The organism is Sulfitobacter sp. HNIBRBA3233, from assembly GCF_040149665.1.
Classification (GTDB): domain Bacteria; phylum Pseudomonadota; class Alphaproteobacteria; order Rhodobacterales; family Rhodobacteraceae; genus Sulfitobacter; species Sulfitobacter marinivivus.
The window spans coordinates 2,109,689-2,129,181 of the sequence record NZ_JBEFLP010000001.1; the positions used below are offsets into that span (position 1 = coordinate 2,109,689).

A 19,493-nucleotide genomic window follows, 5' to 3' on the forward strand; every position below is an offset into this window, starting at 1 on the left:
TCCGAAGAAACCGGAATTCAGAAATCCGGATGTCATCTTAGAAGCTTGAGACTTTCGACGCCGAAATCACCGACATCGTTGCATCGTCGGTCATTTCCATCGCTTCATCCTCGCTCAGACCCATCAGCTGCGCGAGCTGCTGGCGGGCACGGTTGGTCCGGCTTTTGATTGTTCCGACAGCCACGCCGCACATCTCGGCTGCTTCTTCATAGGAAAAACCGGACGCACCGATCAACAGCAGCGCCTCGCGTTGCTCAACCTTCAGCTTGGCCAGCGCGGCGCGAAAGTCCTGCATCTGCAGGTGGCCGTCATGCGCGGGCTTTTCCGCAAGGTTTTCGGTAAACACACCGTCCACATCCGCGACTTCGCGATTGGATTTGCGGCGCGACGAATAGTAGGTGTTGCGCAAGATGGTGAAGAGCCACGCGCGCATGTTCGTGCCGACCTCGAATTTCTCGATGTTCGTCCACGCCTTCACGAGGGTATCCTGGACCATGTCATCCGCAAGCGATCCGTTGCGCGTCAGCGAAATCGCGAACGCGCGCATGGCGGGAAGGTGTTCCACCAGTTCGTCGCGTGGGTCGGGGGCACTCATCTAGAGGTTTCCTGCTGCTCGTCTTGTTTTTTCAATTGCTCCAGCAGATCCTTGAAGCGATCCGGGATACCTTCTTCTACAGTCTCGTCGAAGACGCGACGAAGGTTTTCGTCGATCACACCTTCCCTACGATCTTGCCGTCCTTGATTGGTCATATTGGCTTGGCCTGTCCAAAAGTTTCGGTTTTTGTCACGAACATCTGGAACGAAACGCCATGGGTCCGCGTTTGGTTCCAGAAATTGTAGCAAAAGGATTTGCGCGCATGAGCGACGAAGCAACCTCCCCCAGCGTAAGTGAACAACTGGGTCTCCACATTCCCTATCTTCGCCGTTACGCCCGTGCCCTTACCGGAAGCCAGTCCAGCGGAGACACTTTCGCGTCGGCGGCTCTCGAAGCCATTCTGGCGGATCGGTCTGTTCTGGATGGAACTGATGTGAAGACCGGTTTGTTCCGCGTTCTTTACGGTATCTGGGCCAGCGCCGGCGCACCGGTCGAAGAAGGCGAATCCGGCGCACGCGCCAAGGCGCAGAAGCATCTGTCGAAACTGACCAATCACAGCCGCGAGGCCTTGCTGCTGTATACGATCGAAGGTTTCAACTACGCCGAGATCTCGACCATCATCGGTGTCGAGCCGGGCGAAGCGGAAGAACTGGTCGATATCGCGCGTCAGGAAATGGCCGATAGCGTCAAGGGTTCCGTGATGATCATCGAGGACGAGGCCATCATCGCGATGGACATCGAATCCATCGTGGCAGACATGGGTCACCGCATCACCGGCATCGCACGGACGCGCGACGAGGCGGTCGAACTCGCCCGCGCCGATGCGCCCGACCTGATTCTTGCCGATATCCAGCTTCTCGATAACTCTTCCGGCATCGACGCCGTGAACGATATTCTTGCGGAGCTGGGCGTGCGGCCGGTCATCTTCATCACGGCCTTCCCCGAACGGCTGCTGACGGGCGACAAACCCGAACCGGCGTTCCTGATATCGAAACCCTACACGGAAGATCAGGTGATTTCGGCGGTCAGCCAGGCGATGTTCTTCTCTTCCACGGAAACGTTGCACGCCTGACGTTCCATCCTCTGTGACACAGATCAAATCCCGCCCCTCCGGCGGGATTTGGCATGCCATCTCCGCGGCCTTCTGGAACCATCGGTCCGCACCGGCGTTGAGAGGGTAAGAAAATCAATCAGGAGGGATCTCCATGTCCAAGACAAGCGCAACGACAACACCGCTCAACAGCCCGTCAAACAGCAACGTGTCGGTCGATGACCTCGCCGATCAGGTCAAGGGACTGAAGGCTGACATTGCCGAACTGACAAAGAGCCTTTCTGACTACGGCACCTCCAAAACCAGCGAAGCGGCACACGCTGCCCGCGCCAAAGCCGAAGAGTATGGCCGTGCCGGCCGCGACAAGGCGCTTGAAGCGCAAATGCAGGCCGAGGATTTCATCCACAAGCAGCCCGCGACCGCGCTCGGCATCGCCGCCGGCGTCGGCTTTCTGGTCGGCATGATCATGACATCGCGTCGATAACATGCTCGACAGATTGCTGGCACACGCCTCGCACCGCGCGTCCCACGCAGCCGGTTCCGCAGCCATCGGGCTCGGGGCCGGCATTTTGCTGTTCGTGGGTCTGGGATTCTGGACCGCAGCGGGCTGGATATTCCTGATCAGCGTGACAACAGCGCTGAACGCGGCATTGATCATGGGCAGCGTTTTCTTCGGCGCCGCACTGATCGGCTTCGCCATCGTGGCGATCCGCCGCCGGAATGAACGCATCCGCAATTCACACTCGTCAGCCAGGCAAAAGGCGATGAGCATTGAACAGATCATTCTGGCCTTCGTTACCGGGATGACTGCAGGGTCTCGCACGCGGTCCTCAAAGCGCTGACCAGATGTTCCGAGCTGAACGGCTTTGGAACGATCGTGACCGGCAGCGTGACATCGACATCATCGACCAGATGGTCGCTGATGAGCACCGCACCGGTCGGCGCCGTGATATCGAGGCTCTCGATATGTTCGAAGAACACCTTGGGCGCCTGCGACGCGATCACGATCCGCGGCCCGCGCGTGTATTCGAAAGCGCGTGCAATATCCTCGAGGCTCGCCACCACAAGGATCATCTGCCCGGGAAAATTGTTCAGGATGGTTTCCTGAATATCCATCCGAACAATCGGGTCGCGTTCGATGATAAGAAATGTTGCGTCAGTCTGAGCTTGCGTCATGATTGCTGATTAGAGGCAGGCAAGACCCACCGCTATTAACTTTGACATACGACTAGGCAGGTTTTTCGATGACGACACTTTGCAAGTACTGCCCCTTGAACCGCAAGGACAGCTTCCAGAAATTGTCGAAGGAAGCCATTGATTACATGCAGAAGTTCAAGGTCGGGGAGCTCGCCGTCGATCCGGGTACGCCGATCCTGATGCAGGGATCGAACGCACCGCAGTTGTTTACAGCGCTTTCGGGCATGGGCATTCGCGAAAGACATCTTGCGACCGGCGAAAAGCAGGTCATCAATTTTGTCTTTCCGGGCGATTTCATCGGACTTCAGGCCGGATTGCTGGGCGAGATGGGCCATTCCGTCGAGGCCCGCACGCAGATGCGCCTGTGTGTCTTCAACCGCTCGGAATTCTATACCTTTTTCAAAAACCACCCCGAGCGCGCATTTGACCTGACGTGGCTTGCGGCGATGGAGGAACATTTTCTCGGTGAAACCCTCGCCACGATCGGGCAGCGCTCGGCCTTGCAGGCGATTGCCTGGGCGATGGTAAAGATATTCCAGCGTGGTTCCGCGCTTGGCATGGTTCACAACAACACTATGGAACTGCCCTACACCCAGCGCGATGTGGCAGATGCGCTCGGCCTGTCGCTGGTCCATACAAATAAGACGCTTGGCAAGCTGAAGGACAGACAACTGGCGTCATGGTCCGACCGCTCCTTGCAGATCAACGATCTTCAGGCGCTTGCGGATGTCGCTGTGACCGAGTTGCGCCCTGCCCGCAAGCGGCCCTTTATCTGACCCTTACGGCAGCGCCGTTCCGGGAGTTTCGTCGGCGATCTCCTCCGGCGTCGGGGCGACTTCCTCGAACGGGGATACAGGGTCGGCCAGATTGACGCCGTAGACCACTTTCTCGACCTGTGCATTCACGACGGCGCCCAGCAGGACCAGGAAGCTGCTGATCCACATCCAGACCAGCATCGCGATGACGGCGCCGATCGATCCGTAGACCTGATTGTAATTGCCGAAATTCGCCACGTAATAGCTGAACCCGATAGACACGAAGGCCCAGCTGACCACGGCGGTCACGGCACCGGGGCGGGTTGACCTGCGCATGCCCCTGTCACGGTTGGGACCATACCGGTACAGCAACAACACCCCGATCAGCAGCACCACGATCGCGATGCTCCACCGCAGCAATTCGACCAGAAGGGTTCCAAGCCAGCCCAGCGGAAAAAAGGCAAGGATCACCGGTGCCACAACCAGCGTCAGCAGCGACACGATGGCGACCCCCATCAGTGCCAGCGTCAGCAGGATGGCACGGATGTAATGCGACGTCGTGGTACGGTTCTTTTCGCCGTGCACCGCGTTCAAACCCGTCATCATCGCCGCCACACCGGCGCGCGCCGACCAGAGCGCCACGAGGATCGAGATCGCACTCGCCACGCCCAGCGTGTCGGGGCTGGTTGTCACGAGGCTGACGATCTGCGCCTGAAAGATGTCATAGACGTCCGATGGCAGAAAGGTCCGCATTTCCTCGAGCTGCGTCATTACCACGGCCGGATCCGCGATCAAGCTCATGAGCGCGATCATTGCGGCCAGTGCCGGAAACAGTGACAGCATCGCGAAGAATCCCACCCCCGCCGACAATAGCGCAAGGTTCGTTTCACCGATCTGCGAGAACCCGCCCTTGAGTGCCGTCCAGAACAGACTCAGCGAAGATTGCTGTGTTTTGGCAGCCATAGGGGTATCCAGCCTTTCAGGTTTCCTCTTCCACGTCGTCTCGCACCTGTCCCCAGGCCACAAGGGTAAAGATGATCGTCCCGCCGATGATGTTGCCCGCCAGAACGGGGATGAAGAAGCCGAACATCGCATCGTAGAGACCCAGTTCGCCCTCGACCATCAGGACCGCCATTTCGACCGATCCTGCGACGATATGGGTGAAATCACCCGCCGCGATCATCCACGTAAACGTAAGGATGATGAAAAATCCGGCTTCGGCGGCCTGCGGCAGCATCCAGACGATCAGGGCGACGATCACGCCCGCGGGGATTGCCCGCCAGAAACTGTCGGATGCGCCCATTCCCGTGGCATGCTCGGACAGGCTGAACACGGCGACCATGATTTCGGCCGGGATCGCCGGTGTCCAGACGAACAGGATCGCGGCTGCGAAGGCCCCGATGACGTTTGCCCCCAGAACGATCCCCCAAAGACGCATCATACAGACGAAATCGAACCATTTGCGCGACCGCATGATCGGCAGCACGGTCGTGATCGTGTTCTCGGTGAAAAGCTGCATCCGCCCCATGATCACGGCAAGAAACCCGAGACTGTAGCCGAGGTTTTCGATCAGGTAGCTGTGCGGCTGATCCGGCAGATAGGTGCGGAATGCAGCCTCGCCCAGAACCGAGAGGCTGATGAGAATGCCCGCGGCGATCCCCGACCAGAAAAGCGAACGCTTCGTGCGTGCCAGTTCTTCTTCGCCTTCGCGGCGGATGACCTCGTAGATCAGCTTGGGCGACAGGGCCAACGCGTCCTGAACCGACTTCTGGTCGGCTTCTTCCTCTTCCTTCTGGTGAGGCGTATGGAGGGGTGTGTTCATGGGCTGCACTCTCTAATGACAGCTTTAAACAAGCGCATCGCGGACTAAAATCAAGGCGAGACTGAGGTTCGCGGCGCATTTGCCTAGGCATAGGACCCAGAACACGCAATATTGCCAATAATCCGAGAAGCGATTTGCCCGAAGGACCCGCCATGCCAACGAAGCTTTCCAATGCCATTCTTGCCAAGCGGGATGATCTGATCGCTCTGACACAGGATCTGATCCGTATTCCGACGCTGAACCCGCCGGGGCGCGATTACCGCGTCATCTGCGAATATCTGGACCGTCGCCTGTCCGATCACGGGTTCGAGACACAACTGATCCGCGCCACCGGCACTCCCGGCGACAGCGAGAAATATCCGCGCTGGAACATCATCGCGCGGCGCGAGGGGAAACGCGCCGGCGAATGCGTGCATTTCAACAGTCACACCGATGTGGTCGAGGCCGGCAAGGGCTGGACGACCGATCCCTTCGGCGGTGAACTGCGCGATGGCAAGATTTACGGGCGCGGTGCCTGCGACATGAAAGGCGGGCTCGCCGCATCTATCATCGCGGCCGAAGCTTTCATCGAAACCCACCCCGATTTCACCGGCGCGATCGAGATTTCCGGCACGGCGGACGAAGAATCCGGCGGCTATGGCGGTGTGGCCTATCTGGCCGAACACGGCCATTTCAATCCCGACCGCGTGCACCACGTGATCATCCCCGAACCTCTGAACAAGGATCGAATTTGTCTGGGGCACCGCGGCGGCTGGTGGGCGGAAATCGAAACCAAAGGCGAAATCGCCCATGGCTCGATGCCGTTTCTGGGCGACTGCGCCGTGCGCCACATGGGCGCGGTCCTGCAAGAGTTCGAAACCAAGCTGTTCCCGGCCATGGCCGCGCGCACAACGGACATGCCCGTTGTGCCGGAAGGCGCACGCAGCTCGACCATGAACATAAACTCGATCCACGGCGGCCAGCCCGAGAACGAAGAAGGGTTCGACGGCCTGCCCGCCCATTGTGTCCCCGACAGTTGCCGGATCACCATCGACCGCCGCTTTCTGGTGGAGGAACCGCTCGATCAGGTCCGGGGAGAGGTGACTGCCCTTCTGGAAGGGCTGAAGGGCACCCGCGCCGATTTCGAGTATGAGATTACCGAGCTGAACAGCGTGCTGCCGTCGATGACCGACCGCGAGGCACCGGTTGTGCGAACTGTCGCGGCGGCAATCGAGACCGTGATGGGTGTCATGCCGCAATACGTGGCCTCCCCCGGCACCTATGACCAGAAGCATATCGACCGGATCGGCAAGCTGAAGAATTGCATCGCTTACGGTCCCGGCGTGCTGGAACTGGCGCACAAGCCCGACGAATGGATCGGCGTTCAGGACATGCTGGAGAGCGCTTGCGTCATGGGTGCCGCACTGGAAACCCTGCTGCTGGGCGACGCCTGAGCCGCCGCCCGGATCGTTGATCCAGCATTCCGTCCGCATGTCGCAAACCGGCAGTTTGCGCAGCGCTGGACCATTTGCCGCACCCGAATCCGGCTTCTTGTTGGGAACAAGAAGCCCGCGCTCTACGTCTTCCTAGCAATATATCGCCGAGATCAGGCGGGACAGTCGGCCGCTCGTGCGCTGGCCCGAAACGATCGGGGTTGCACCACAAACCATGCGACCGCCTTTTAGAAGGGGATTAGGATGAAAGCGTTTTTCAAGGTTCTGGCAGGGTCTCTTGTCGTCGCATTCTTTGCGTTGGCCGGGCTTTTCGGCACTGAATACTTTCTGTCCTCACGCAGCGATGCCGCGCAGAACCGGCAGGGGCAGTCGCAGGCGGTCCGGGTCGGTCTGGCCACACCGCAGGAACGGCAGATCGCGGATGCGGTGCGTGGCGTGGGCACCTTGATGGCGATCCGCACGGTAGACATGGTTCCGTCCGCATCTGGGCGCGTCACGCAGGTGCCCGTTGTATCGGTGCAGGAGGTATCGGCGGGCGATCTGATCGTGCAGATGGACGACCGCGCCGAACGCGCCGCCCTGAACGATGCGAATGCGACCCTCGAAGAAGCGCGGCAGGACCTGCGCCGTTTCGAGGAACTGGCCGAAAGCAACACCACCGCCGAAGCCCGCCTTGAACAGGCGCGCGCGCGGTTCCAGCGCGCCGAAGCCGCCGTAATGCGGGCCGAAGCGGAGCTCGACGACCGCCGACTGGTGGCCCCCTTCGACGGCACGATCGGCTTGATCGATGTTGAACCGGGGGCGTTCCTGTCCGGCGATACGCCCGTGACGCGTCTGTCCGATCTGTCGGTGATGGAAGTCGAGGTGGGCCTGCCAGAACGCTATTACGATCAGGTCGCGCCGGGCCAGCCTGTCGAGATCACGACCCCCGCCTTCGCGTCGCGAACCTTCAGCGGGTCTGTCACCGCCCGCGCACCGCAGATCGATCTGAACACCCGCAGCTTCGTCGTGCGGGCCGAGATCGACAATAGCGATGGCAAGCTGGTCGGCGGAATGTTCGCCGATGCCCGCGTGATACTGGGTGAAAGCGAGGGGCTGGCCATACCGGACGACGCAATCATCAGCGAGGGTCTGACCAGCTATGTGTTCACCGTCGTCGACGGCACGGCGCGCCGAACCGAAATCACACCCGGCGTTTCGGTCGGGGAGCTGACCGCCGTAAGTGGCAGCCTTGCCAAGGACGACCGCGTGGTCGTCGCGGGATGGGACAACCTCAGCGACGGGGCGGCGGTCGAAATCGACGAGAGCTTTGATCAGGGGGCCGCGGAGTGACGCTTTCAGACCTTTCCGTCCGCCGCCCGGTCCTTGCGACTGTGATGTCGATCCTGATCGTGGTGATCGGCGTCGGCGCGCTGATGCGCATGCCCGTGCGCGAACTGCCGAACACCACCACGGCGCAGGTCACGGTATCGGTACCCTACATCGGGGCGGGGCCCGGCGTTGTGGACAGCGAACTCGCCTCGGTCATCGAGGGTGCAATCTCGACCGTGTCGGGCATTGACCGGATATCGACCGAATCCGAACTTGGCGGTCTGCGCACTGTTATCACCTTCCGGCAGGGTCGCGACATCGACCAGGCCGCGTCCGACATCCGCGCCGCTGTCCAGTCCGTCCGCGGCGAGCTTCCCGCCGAGGCGGAAGAGCCCCAGGTCGCCAAGAACGACAGTCAGGGCGACCCGATCCTGTGGATGACCATGACCTCTGACAACATGGCCGCACCGGAATTGACCGACTACGCCGACCGTTTCATCGTGGACCGCCTCGAGACGCTCGAAGGGGTGGCCGCCGTGCAGATCTACGGCGAAAGGCCCTATGCCATGCGCGTCTGGCTGGACCCGCCGGCGATGGCCGCGCGGGGGGTGACGGCAAATGAAATCGCCGCCGCCCTGCGCAACAATAATCTTGAACTGCCCGCCGGTCAGATCGAAAGCGCATCGCGCACCTATCTGCTGCGCACCGAAACACGGCTGTCCACCGTGGAAGAGTTCGAAGACCTTATCATTGCCAACGACGGGAACGGGCGCGTGACGCTGGGCGATGTCGCGCGCATCTCCATCGGGACCGAAACGGACAACAGCGCGTTCCGCTCGAATGGTCAGACGGCGATCGGGCTCGGCGTGCTACGCCAGTCCTCTGCCAATACCCTGTCGATTTCCAGCGCGGTCAACGCCGAAGTCGCGAACATCCAGTCCCAGCTGCCCGGCGGAACATCGCTTCAGGTTACCTCGGACGATGCGGATTTCATCAGTGCGTCGATCCGCGAGGTTCTCACGACGCTGCTGATTTCGGTGGGGATCGTCATCGCCGTGATCTACATCTTTCTGACGTCGATCCGCGCGACGATCATACCTGCCATCACCATCCCCATCGCGCTGATCGGGGCCTGCGCCGGGATCGCGATGGCGGGCTTTTCGATCAATATCCTCACGCTCTTCGCACTTATCCTCGCAATCGGGCTTGTGGTGGACGACGCGATTGTCGTGCTCGAAAACATCGAGCGCCGCGTGGAGAATGGCTGTGACCCGAAAGAGGCGGCCCGAAACGGTGCCAATCAGGTTTTCTTCGCTGTTGTATCAACCTCTGCCACCCTGATCGCCGTGTTCGTACCGCTGTCGTTTCTCGAAGGCGAGATCGGCAAGCTGTTCCGCGAATTCGGGATCACCCTTGCAATCGCGGTCGCGCTGTCGACCTTCGTTGCCCTGACGCTCTGCCCGGTTGTCGCGAGCTTCGTGCTGAAGAAAGACATGAACAACTCGCGCTTCGCCCGCGCGGTCAAGACGGTCACGGACAAGACCTCATCGGGCTACCGCAGCCTGCTGAAACGCGCCATCGCAGCGCCGGTGGTGGTGCTGGGTATCGCGGCTGCACTGACGGGCATGTCGTGGACGCTATACCAGAACCTGCCGTCCCAGTTGACCCCGAACGAGGACCGCGGGATCTTTTTCGTCTCGATCCAGTCCCCTGCGGGATCCGCGCTGGGTCTGACGGACCGCGCCGTGAGCGAGGTCGAAGACCTGATCGCGCCCTACCGCGAGGACGGCACGGTAGAGGATGTGATTTCGATCGTCGGCCAATACGGCGAGACCGGGCGCGCCTTTGTCGTGGCGATCCTGTCGGACTGGGACGCCCGCGACATGGGCTCCCGCGATGTCGTGAACGCCTTGCGACCTGAATTTGCCAAGATCACCCGCGCCAGCGTTCGCAGCTTTGCACCATCGGGTCTGGGCGCGGGCGGCAGCTCGGGGCTCGAGCTGATCGTCACGGCGCCCAGCTTCGAAGAAGCCGCCGAATTCTCTGCCGAAATGGAACGCCGGTTGCGCGAAACACCCGATATCGTCGGGGTCAGACGGGCCTATGAAATCAATACCCCCGGCTATGACATCGGGGTGAACCGCGATCTGGCCCGCGATATCGGCGTCGACACCCGGGCGATTTCGGATGCCGTGCGCACCTTCTTTGTCTCTGCCGAAGTCACCGAGTTTATCTCTCGCGACCGCCAGTACCCGGTGATCCTGCAAGCCCCCGACGAGCGGCGGATCAGCACCGAAAACCTGCGGGGCCTGAACGTGCGCACCAGCAGCGGCGAACTTGTGCCTCTCGACGGTCTGGTCACCGTGGAGCGGCGCGCATCGGTGCGGGCCTATAACCGCTTCAACCGCCAGCCGTCGGTCGAAATCAGCGCATCGCTGGCCGAAGGGGTCGATCTGGGATCGGCCATAGCAACGGTCGAGGCGATCGCGGACGAAATGCCGTCGCAGATGCAGATTGCCTACAGCGGTCAGGCCGAAAGCTTCCAGGAGACTTCGGGCGGGATCGTGACCACTTTCGCGCTGGCGCTTCTGGTGGTGTTTCTGGTGCTTGCCGCGCAGTTCGAAAGCTTCATTCAGCCGGTCGTGATCCTGCTGTCGGTTCCTCTTGCCGTGGCGGGTGCGCTGCTGACCCTGCTTGCCTTGGGCGAGGCGATAAACATCTACACGCAGGTGGGCATGGTCATGCTGATCGGGCTGATGGCGAAAAACGGGATCCTGATCGTCGAATTCGCCAACCAGCTGCGCGAAGAGGGCCACTCCGTGCGCGAGGCCATCATCGAAGCATCGACCGTCCGCCTGCGCCCGATCCTGATGACGGTGATGTCCACCGTTCTGGGTGCGGTTCCGCTGGTTCTGTCCAGCGGCGCGGGCGCGGCGAGCAGGTTCTCCATCGGTATCGTGATCATCGGCGGCTTCATGGCCGCGTCCATCCTGACACTGTTTCTGACGCCGGTTCTGTATGATCTGATGCAGCGCGATCCGCAGACCGACGCAAAAGATTCCGAAACGGCGGAGGGCGCCCAGACCGCCTAGGGCGATTCCGCGCTCCCTGTTGCGATCGCCAGCCCGTCGACGATCGCGGTCAGCGCCGCGCCGCGGTGAACCTGCGCTGCGGGCAGTACGCGCGATATTGCAGTCTGGACCGTTCCCATCAGGCTGGACCCTCCGACGAATATGACGTGGCCCACGGCATCCGGTGTCTTGCCTGCACCCGCCAGTGTTTCAAGCGCGGCCTCGCCGATCTGCGCCGTCAGCGCATCGAGCGTATCAGACACCATCGAGAAGGTGACCGGAACGGCCAGACCGCGTTCGACTTCGGCAAGATCGATCCGGCCTTCGCCCGCAGCGTTTGCCGCGATCTTTCCCGCCTCGACCGCAAAGGCGACATCGTGGCCCAGTTCATCCTCAAGCACGCCGAGAAGCCGGTCGAACCCCGCGCCCTCGGCCCCGTTCCGCGCCAGATCCTTTGCCAGTCGGCGGGTGTCCGGATTGTAAAGAAAGGGGATCTTGGCCCAGTTCGCCAGATCGTTGAAGATCGCCGCAGGCGCTATATGCGTCTTGTCTCCGAACGCGTGGCGCACCTGCCCGCCCCGACCCAGAAGCGGCATCACCAGATCGAGGCTCAGCGCGCGGTCGAAATCGGTGCCGCCCACGCGGATCCCGTGGCTGGCCAGGATGTCGATCCCGTCCCCCTCCGTTCTGAACAGCGTGAAATCGGACGTGCCGCCCCCGATATCAACCACGAGGCCCAGGGCATCCGCCGACAGCGACGCGCTGTTTGCCCAGGCGGCGGCTTCGGGTTCATACATGAAGGACACATCGCCAAAGCCCGCACGGCCATAGGCCTCCTGCAGGTCGGCAAGGGCCTGCGCATCACGGGCGGGGTCGGGATGGAACCCGACGGGCCGCCCCGACAGCACCGCGTCAAAGGACGTGCCCGCCGCAGCCTCCGACGCGGATTTCAACCGTTTGAGAAACCGCGCGACAATATCGATGAAATCCAGTCGTTCACCCAGCAGATTGCGCCGCTCGCGCATCAGCGGCGATCCCAGCAGGCTTTTGAGCGCACGCATATAGCGTCCCTCGTCCCCCGCAAGCAGCGCCTCGCCGGCCGGCGTGCCGATTAGCATCTGCTTGGCGGTGAAATCGAAGAAAACGGCCGTGGGCAGGGTATCGCCGCCGGGCTCCAGCGCAATCCTCTGGACCGCTCCATCGCGCCAGAATGCCGCCGCCGAGTTCGACGTTCCGAAATCAACTGCCAGTCGCTGCATCCTTCACCCTCCGCTCCGCGAAGCCGCGCAGCTACCTCAAGCTTGAAGGGGTCGCAAGGTTACATCTAGCCATGGGAGAGCCGCTCGCCTACGCTTTGAGCTATAACAAGACAGGGAGTCTCTCATGTTTCACCTTCGCAGCCTTCTCATGGGTGTCAGCACCACGGCGCTTCTGGCGACAGGCGCTGCCGCCAAGGACGATATCACCTTGGCGATGCAGCTTGAGCCGCCGCACCTCGATCCAACGAGCGCCGCCGCCGGTGCGATCGACTCGGTGCTTTATTCGAACGTGTTCGAAGGGCTCACACGCTTCACCTCGGATGGGGCGATTGTACCGGGGCTCGCCAAAAGCTGGGAGATCAGCGAAGACGGGCTGACCTATACCTTCACCCTGCAAGAGGGCGTCACGTTTCACGACGGCACCACGATGGATGCCGACGACGTGAAATTCACCCTCGACCGCATTCTCGCAGAAGACAGCGCGAACGCGCAGAAGGCGCTGTATGCGTCGATTGCTGAGGTCAATGTCATCGACCCCGCCACGGTCGAGGTGAAGCTCAGCGAACCCAACGGCATGATGTTGTTCAACCTTGCCTGGGGTGATGCCGTTATCGTTGCGCCCGAAAGCATCGAGAACATCAAGCAACAGCCCATCGGCACCGGCGCGTTCAAGTTCGACAGCTGGACACAGGGCGACAGCATCGAGATCAGCCGCTACGACGGCTACTGGGGCGAACCGGCCAAGCTGGCCTCGGCCACGTTCAAGTTCATCTCCGACCCCACTGCCGCGTTCTCGGCGATGATGGCGGAAGATATCGATGTCTTCTCGGGCTTTCCCGCACCCGAAAACCTGCCCCAGTTCGAGGCGGATCCGCGCTTTCAGGTGCTTGTCGGCTCGACCGAGGGCGAGACGATCCTGTCGACCAACAACAAGCAGGCGCCCTTCGATGACGTGCGCGTCCGGCAGGCGCTGGCCCATGCCATCGACCGTCAGGCAATCATCGACGGTGCGATGTTCGGCTACGGCACGCCCATCGGGACACATTTCGCGCCCCACAATCCCGCCTACGTGGATCTGACAGCACAAAGCGCCTATGACCCCGAGAAGGCGATCGCGCTTCTGGAAGAGGCGGGTCTGGGCGACGGGTTCGAGACAACCCTCTTCCTGCCGCCCCCGTCCTACGCCCGCCGCGGCGGAGAGATCATCGCGGCACAGCTTGCCGAAGTCGGGATCAAGGCCGAAATCACCAATGTCGAATGGGCGCAGTGGCTCGAGTCCGTATTCAACGGCAAGAACTTCGGCCTGACCATCGTCAGCCATACCGAGCCGATGGATATCGGCATCTACGCGAACCCCGATTACTACTTCCAGTACGATAATCCGGCGTTTCAGGAGCTGATGAACAAGCTCAACGCAACCACCGATCCTGACGCGCGGACCGAGATGCTGGGAGAAGCGCAGCGCATCATCGCGGATGACTATGTGAACGGCTACCTGTTCCAGCTTGCCGCGCTGTCGGTCGCCAAATCTGGATTGCAGGGCCTGTGGGCCAACGCGCCCACGCAGGCCAACGACCTGACAGGGGTCAGCTGGTCCGAATAAGTCACACCCAAAGCCCCGCCTTTTGGCGGGGCTTTTCGTTTGGGCCGCTGCCCGCCCCTAGCGGTCTACAAGATACTGCACGCGCTCGATGATCTCGTCGCGGATCGCGCCCTCGCGGGGCGGATCACGCAGCGTCGAGAACCAGTGTTCCGGCGGATTGCGGCCGCGCCTGTTGCCTTCGAAAGTCAGGGCGCGCAGCACCTGTTTCGCCTCCGGCGACAGCGGCGTCGCGGGATCGTATCCGTTCAGCACTGCCCAGACACCGGCCCACAGACGCCCCACCGTCCACGGGTTGTACCCGCCGCCGCCGAGAACCAGCAGCCGCGGCGCGCCCAGCGCCATCAAGCCGCGCAGGATATCCCAATGCGCGTTGTTGCTGAGCGACAGATGCGCCAGCGGGTCATCCTCGACCGCGTCCGCACCACACAGGAACACGATTGCATCGGGCGCAAAGGCCTCGACCTTCGGCAGGATGAGCGTTTCGCGGATATAGGCCATTTCGCTGTCATTGAGGCCGCGCGGCACGGGCAGGTTCACGGCCGAACCGCCCGCATCGTCGGTCAGCGGCCCGGTGCGGGGCCAGAGCCCCTCCTCGTGGACCGAGATCATCAGGCACTCGCCATCGCCCGCGAAGCCTTCGGCCACGCCGTCGCAGTGGTGCGCGTCGATGTCGATATAGGCAATCCGCCGGACCCCGTGGTGGCGCAGGGACAGCATCGCCAGCACCGGATCGTTCAGATAGCAAAAGCCGTTGGCCCGCGCTGGCATCCCGTGATGTGTGCCGCCCGCGGGATTGTAGATCGTCCCGCCCTGCCCCAGTAATTCACCAGCCAGGATCGATCCGCCTGCCGCAGTGGCAGGACGGCGGAAGATTTCCGGGAACACGGGGTTCGTGACAGTGCCGATGCCGAAGGCCTCGCGGTCTTGGGGGTGTGCCGTCTGCGTCGCCTCTACCCTTTGCAGGGCCGCGACATAGTCAGGGTCGTGCCATGCATGCAGTGCTTTCGGCTTGGCCCTCGGGGATGTGATGAACTGCGCGGGGTAAAGCCAGCCCATCGCCCGCGCCAGATCCATCACGGTCGACACACGCGGGACCCGCAAGGGATGCCACCCGCCGTAGCTTGAGTGGCGAAAAATCTCGTGACCTATGAAAAGCGGTTGCTGCACGCAGCGATATCTAGCCGTCCGCCAGCCAAAAGACAGGCCGCACATGAAAACGGACGCCCGAAGGCGCCCGCAGAACTCGTTACAGATCCGAAGATCGAAACTACACCGCCAGCGTCATAAAGCCGGCTCACGGACAGCTTGTGCTGCCTCTACGACCTAACGTTGCTGGAGGCCATTCGTTCCCCGAAACAAGAACGGGCACCCGAAGGTGCCCGTTTTGCTCAAAAGTCAACAAAGACTATTAGCGTGTGCCGCTTTGACCGGCTGCTGCTTCCAGCACCATCGCGTCCCAGTTGCGCGAGCATGTGCGGTTCAGTACGCGGATTTCTTCGGCGTAGCGGGTGATGTCATCACCGGCTGCAACGGTCGAGGTCGCGGTCGCTTCACCGTTGTTGTCGGCGCTGGTTGTGTTCTCACCGGCAGGGCTTTCTTCTTCCTTCACGGATTCGGCCGCGTCGGTCGCTGTCGGGACACCGTTGTTATCGGCGACTGTGCCGGGGGTCATGTCGGTTGTTTCTGCAATGGCCATCATCGCGACCTTGTCACGGTCCGCGCCGGACAATTCGTTGTACATCTCACAGGTCATGGAGTTCAGATCCATGTGCGCGGCTGCAAAGGCAGGTACGGCTGTGGACATTGCGATTGTTGCGGCGGCGGCTGTTTTGAAAAATGTATTCATGGTCATTTCCTCACTGATTACTATGCGCCAGAAAGGCGCGTCGATGTTGGTAATAGAACCGCAGAAAACCCGGTAATGTTCCCAAATTAATTATTAATTCTCGCAGGGAACCAGACAGTTACCTAAGCGTTTTGTGACTCGCGCCGCGTTAGCAACACTGGACCAGCCTGCCGTCTGCCAATACGGTCCATTGCAATGGTGCGCTACATTCTCAAAAGAACACTCTCCCTGATCCTTAGCCTTGCTGTGGCGTCTCTGGTGATCTTCGCAGCGATCGAAATCGCGCCGGGTGATCCGGCGTCCTTCATGCTGGGGATGAATGCACAGCCCGAAACGCTTGCGGCGCTGCGCAGCGAACTGGGCCTCGATACAACCAAGGTCGAACGCTACCTGACGTGGGTCTCGGGAATGCTGGTCGGGGATTTTGGCACCTCCTATACCTACCGGACACCGGTCGCCGATATGGTGGCGCAAAGGCTCTGGGTGTCGCTGCCGCTGGCACTCTACGCGCTGACGCTTTCGACGCTCATCGCGTTTCCCGCGGGCATCTATGCCGCCGCACGGCGCGGTCGCGCGGGCGACATGGGCGTGATGGCCGCGACGCAACTGGGCGTGGCGATCCCGAACTTCTGGTTCGCCATGATGCTGGTGCTGCTGTTTGCGATCAATCTGCGCTGGTTCTCGGCGGGCGGCTTTGCGGGGTGGGACGACGGCCTGCTGCCCGGCCTGAAATCGCTCACACTGCCTGCTGTGGCACTGGCGCTGCCTCAGGCCGCGATCCTTGCGCGGGTGATGCGATCCTCGCTGCTTGACGTGCTGGGAGAAGATTTCATGCGCACCGCCCGCGCCAAAGGTCTGACCGCGCGGCAGGCGCTCTGGCGACACGGGCTGCGCAACGCGCTGATCCCCGTGCTGACCATCATCGGGCTCCAGTTCTCTTTCCTGCTGGCCGGTGGCATCATCATCGAGCAGGTCTTCTACCTGCCGGGTCTCGGGCGCCTGATTTTCCAGTCAATCTCGGCGCGGGATCTTATCGTGGTGGAATCGGTGACGATGCTTCTGGTGTTTGCGGTGATCTTTGTGAACTTCGCGGTCGATCTGGCCTATGCGGCCGTCGATCCCCGGCTGAGGTCGCGCACATGAACCGCAACCTGGCAATCGGTGGCGCGCTGTCAGCGCTGTTCATCGTGGCGGCACTGGTTTCGTTCGTATGGACGCCGTTCAGCTATACCGGCATGGATATCCCCGCCCGCCTGCAACCGCCGGGCTGGACGCATCTGCTCGGCACAGATCACTTCGGGCGCGATATCCTGAGCCTGATCATGGTCGGCGCACGGACCTCCATCGCCGTAGCCCTGATCGCTGTCGGCATCGGGATGGGTCTGGGCGTGCCGCTGGGCCTCTGGGCCGCGTCCCGGCGCGGCACCCTTCTGGACGAGGTGATCATGCGGGGCAACGATCTGGTCTTTGCCTTTCCCAGCCTCGTGATCGCGATCCTGATCACAGCCGTATTCGGCGCCGGCGCGATCAACGCCATCATCGCCATCGGGATCTTCAACATTCCCGTCTTCGCCCGGATCACCCGCGGGGCAGCCCTATCGCTCTGGGAGAGGGAGTTCATCATGGCCGCACGGGTCGCGGGAAAATCCGCCGCACGCATTTCGGTCGAACATATCCTGCCCAATGTGGCCAACCTGCTGATCGTGCAGGGCACCATCCAGTTCTCTCTCGGCATCCTCGCCGAAGCGGGGCTGAGCTATGTCGGCCTCGGGGCGCAGCCTCCGACGCCGAGCTGGGGCCGGATGCTGGCGGACGCGCAGACTATGGTCTCCATTGCGCCGCATATGGCCCTGATGCCCGGCTTCGCGATCATCCTGACGGTACTGGGGTTGAACCTGATGGGCGACGGTCTGCGCGATCTGCTGGACCCGAGACTGAGGGTGGTGCGCACATGACGCTTCTGTCGATCCGCAACCTCGATCTGTCGATCCACAGCTACGAGATCCTGCGCGATGTATCGCTCGACATCGACGAGGGCGAGATCGTCGCGATCACCGGTGAAAGCGGATCGGGCAAGTCGATGACAGCGCTTGCCGCCATGCAACTGCTGCCGCAGGGAACCGTGACGCGCGGGTCGATCACACTGGCGGGCAACGATCTGACGACGCTGGGCGAGGCAGCACTCTGCGACATCCGCGGCAACGACATCGGCATGGTGTTTCAGGAACCGATGACCGCGCTCAACCCCGTCCGCAGCATCGGCGATCAGGTGGCCGAGACCATTCTGATCCATGGCGCCGCCCCCCGCGCCGAAGCAATGCGGCGCGCGGCAGAAACCCTTCAACGGGTGGGCCTGCCGCAGGATCGTTTCCCGCTGTCGCGTTTCCCGCACGAATTGTCCGGCGGCCAGCGCCAGCGTGTCGTGATCGCCATGGCGATCGCGCTGCGCCCGCGGCTGCTGATCGCGGATGAACCCACCACCGCGCTCGATGTGACCACGCAGGCGCAGATCCTCGATCTGCTGGCACGGCTGGCACGCGAGGATGGAATGGGTCTGATGATGATCACCCACGACCTTGCGGTCGTCGCGGGCATGGCCGACCGCATCGTCGTCATGCGCAGGGGCGAGATTGTCGAACAGGGGCGCACGCAGCACCTGCTGCAAAAGATGCAGCACCCCTATACCAAGATGCTTTTTGCCGCGTCAGCCCATGCGGTCACCCTGCCTGACGCGGGCGCGAATACGCCGTTGCTGGACGTGCGCGGCGTCTGCCGTGATTACAGCACCCCGCGCAAGACCCTGTTCGGCAAACCGGGACGGTTTCGGGCGGTGGACGACGTCAGCTTCACGCTCAACCGCGGAGAGCGTCTGGGACTGGTCGGTGAAAGCGGATGCGGAAAATCGACACTGACCCGGGCACTGCTCGGGCTGGAGCAGGTGCAAGCGGGTACGATCACGCTGGGCGGTGAGCCGGTGTTTACGGGCAACAAGCCCAATCTTGCGGTGCGCCGCCGGATGCAGGTGGTATTTCAGGACCCCTTCGGAAGCTTCAACCCCCGCCACCGTGTCGCGCGACAGATCACCGAACCGTTTCACCTGCTGCGCGATCCGCCCACCGGCGCGGCCCGCAAGCGCGCCATCGACGAGGCCTTGACCGCCGTTGGCCTGACCCCCGCGGACGCAGACAAGTACATCCACGAATTTTCGGGCGGCCAGCGCCAGCGGATCGCCATTGCCCGCGCCCTGATCATCAAGCCGGATCTGATCCTCTTTGACGAAGCGGTTAGCGCGCTCGACGTTTCCGTGCGGGCACAGATCCTCGATCTGCTGGTCACACTCTGCGAGGAATATTCACTGAGCTATCTGTTCATCTCCCATGACCTGTCGGTCGTGCGCACCATCACCGACCGTGCGCTGGTGATGCAGGCCGGAAAGATCGTCGAACAGGGGCCGACAGAACAGATATTCACCGCCCCCGCGCACCCCTACACCCGACAGCTTGTCAATGCGGCACCGACCCTGCCGCGCTTCGCAGAGCACCCGTCATGA

At 61.9% G+C, this 19,493-nt stretch carries 19 protein-coding genes; 11 read left to right on the plus strand and 8 right to left on the minus strand.

Features of this window, described 5'->3' with window-relative positions; genetic code table 11:
• Positions 1–37: 37 nt before the first annotated feature.
• A complete protein-coding gene (locus ABMC89_RS10385; RefSeq protein WP_349567857.1) occupies positions 38–595 on the minus strand; it encodes an RNA polymerase sigma factor in 558 nt (185 codons plus the stop codon).
• Positions 592–750, minus strand: a complete 159-nt coding sequence (locus ABMC89_RS10390; protein ID WP_349567858.1) for a NepR family anti-sigma factor — start codon at positions 748–750, stop codon at positions 592–594. The genes ABMC89_RS10385 and ABMC89_RS10390 overlap by 4 nt, the downstream gene beginning before the upstream one ends.
• 107 nt (positions 751–857) lie before the next feature.
• Between ABMC89_RS10390 and ABMC89_RS10395 the strand changes: the two genes are divergently transcribed.
• From ABMC89_RS10395 to ABMC89_RS10405, 3 genes are all read left to right on the plus strand, one after another.
• Complete coding sequence (locus tag ABMC89_RS10395; protein ID WP_349567859.1) at positions 858–1,667, plus strand: response regulator; 810 nt, start codon at positions 858–860, stop codon at positions 1,665–1,667.
• Between the two features lie 133 nt (positions 1,668–1,800).
• On the plus strand, positions 1,801–2,130 hold the full coding sequence (locus ABMC89_RS10400; RefSeq protein WP_349567860.1) for an ElaB/YgaM/YqjD family protein: 330 nt from the start codon (positions 1,801–1,803) through the stop codon (positions 2,128–2,130).
• 1 nt (position 2,131) lies between these two features.
• Entirely contained in the window at positions 2,132–2,488 is a 357-nt protein-coding gene (locus ABMC89_RS10405; protein ID WP_349567861.1) for a hypothetical protein, read from the plus strand.
• Here the strand turns inward: ABMC89_RS10405 and ABMC89_RS10410 are convergent.
• Positions 2,442–2,822, minus strand: a complete 381-nt coding sequence (locus tag ABMC89_RS10410) for a hypothetical protein (protein WP_349567862.1) — start codon at positions 2,820–2,822, stop codon at positions 2,442–2,444. The two genes, ABMC89_RS10405 and ABMC89_RS10410, sit on opposite strands and share 47 nt — an antisense overlap.
• A 68-nt stretch (positions 2,823–2,890) precedes the next feature.
• On the opposite strand from ABMC89_RS10410, the gene ABMC89_RS10415 reads away from it, so the two are divergent.
• The gene (locus ABMC89_RS10415) at positions 2,891–3,619 is read left to right on the plus strand and encodes a Crp/Fnr family transcriptional regulator (RefSeq protein WP_349567863.1); all 729 of its coding nucleotides are present in this window, start codon (positions 2,891–2,893) and stop codon (positions 3,617–3,619) included.
• A gap of 3 nt (positions 3,620–3,622) precedes the next feature.
• On the opposite strand, the gene ABMC89_RS10420 is transcribed toward ABMC89_RS10415, so the two are convergent.
• Both ABMC89_RS10420 and ABMC89_RS10425 read right to left on the minus strand, forming a co-directional pair.
• Positions 3,623–4,561, minus strand: coding sequence for a YihY/virulence factor BrkB family protein (locus ABMC89_RS10420; protein ID WP_349567864.1), 939 nt, complete (start codon positions 4,559–4,561; stop codon positions 3,623–3,625).
• A gap of 16 nt (positions 4,562–4,577) precedes the next feature.
• Complete coding sequence (locus tag ABMC89_RS10425) at positions 4,578–5,420, minus strand: formate/nitrite transporter family protein (protein WP_349567865.1); 843 nt, start codon at positions 5,418–5,420, stop codon at positions 4,578–4,580.
• A gap of 152 nt (positions 5,421–5,572) precedes the next feature.
• Between ABMC89_RS10425 and ABMC89_RS10430 the strand changes: the two genes are divergently transcribed.
• The 3 genes from ABMC89_RS10430 to ABMC89_RS10440 all read left to right on the plus strand — a co-directional run bounded on the left by ABMC89_RS10430 (position 5,573) and on the right by ABMC89_RS10440 (position 11,256).
• Positions 5,573–6,853, plus strand: a complete 1,281-nt coding sequence (locus ABMC89_RS10430; RefSeq protein ID WP_349567866.1) for an acetylornithine deacetylase/succinyl-diaminopimelate desuccinylase family protein — start codon at positions 5,573–5,575, stop codon at positions 6,851–6,853.
• A 243-nt stretch (positions 6,854–7,096) separates the two neighbouring features.
• On the plus strand, positions 7,097–8,185 hold the full coding sequence (locus ABMC89_RS10435; protein ID WP_349567867.1) for an efflux RND transporter periplasmic adaptor subunit: 1,089 nt from the start codon (positions 7,097–7,099) through the stop codon (positions 8,183–8,185).
• The gene (locus ABMC89_RS10440; RefSeq protein ID WP_349567868.1) at positions 8,182–11,256 is read left to right on the plus strand and encodes an efflux RND transporter permease subunit; all 3,075 of its coding nucleotides are present in this window, start codon (positions 8,182–8,184) and stop codon (positions 11,254–11,256) included. Before ABMC89_RS10435 ends, ABMC89_RS10440 begins: the two co-directional genes overlap by 4 nt.
• Here ABMC89_RS10440 and ABMC89_RS10445 read toward each other — a convergent pair.
• Positions 11,253–12,494, minus strand: a complete 1,242-nt coding sequence (locus ABMC89_RS10445) for an Hsp70 family protein (protein WP_349567869.1) — start codon at positions 12,492–12,494, stop codon at positions 11,253–11,255. The genes ABMC89_RS10440 and ABMC89_RS10445 overlap by 4 nt on opposite strands.
• A gap of 124 nt (positions 12,495–12,618) precedes the next feature.
• Between ABMC89_RS10445 and ABMC89_RS10450 the strand changes: the two genes are divergently transcribed.
• A complete protein-coding gene (locus ABMC89_RS10450) occupies positions 12,619–14,097 on the plus strand; it encodes an ABC transporter substrate-binding protein (RefSeq protein ID WP_349567870.1) in 1,479 nt (492 codons plus the stop codon).
• Positions 14,098–14,154: 57 nt separating this feature from the next.
• Here ABMC89_RS10450 and ABMC89_RS10455 read toward each other — a convergent pair whose 3' ends face one another.
• Both ABMC89_RS10455 and ABMC89_RS10460 read right to left on the minus strand, forming a co-directional pair.
• Positions 14,155–15,309 carry an acetoin utilization protein AcuC gene (locus ABMC89_RS10455; RefSeq protein WP_349567871.1) on the minus strand — a complete coding sequence of 385 codons (1,155 nt, stop codon included), beginning with the start codon at positions 15,307–15,309 and terminating at the stop codon, positions 14,155–14,157.
• A 196-nt stretch (positions 15,310–15,505) separates the two neighbouring features.
• On the minus strand, positions 15,506–15,943 hold the full coding sequence (locus ABMC89_RS10460) for an HdeA/HdeB family chaperone (protein ID WP_349567872.1): 438 nt from the start codon (positions 15,941–15,943) through the stop codon (positions 15,506–15,508).
• 195 nt (positions 15,944–16,138) lie between these two features.
• On the opposite strand from ABMC89_RS10460, the gene ABMC89_RS10465 reads away from it, so the two are divergent.
• The 3 genes from ABMC89_RS10465 to ABMC89_RS10475 are packed head-to-tail and all read left to right on the plus strand — an operon-like array spanning position 16,139 to position 19,493.
• Positions 16,139–17,086, plus strand: coding sequence for an ABC transporter permease (locus ABMC89_RS10465; protein WP_349567873.1), 948 nt, complete (start codon positions 16,139–16,141; stop codon positions 17,084–17,086).
• A complete protein-coding gene (locus tag ABMC89_RS10470) occupies positions 17,083–17,898 on the plus strand; it encodes an ABC transporter permease (RefSeq protein ID WP_349567874.1) in 816 nt (271 codons plus the stop codon). The genes ABMC89_RS10465 and ABMC89_RS10470 overlap by 4 nt, the downstream gene beginning before the upstream one ends.
• Complete coding sequence (locus tag ABMC89_RS10475) at positions 17,895–19,493, plus strand: ABC transporter ATP-binding protein (protein ID WP_349567875.1); 1,599 nt, start codon at positions 17,895–17,897, stop codon at positions 19,491–19,493. Before ABMC89_RS10470 ends, ABMC89_RS10475 begins: the two co-directional genes overlap by 4 nt.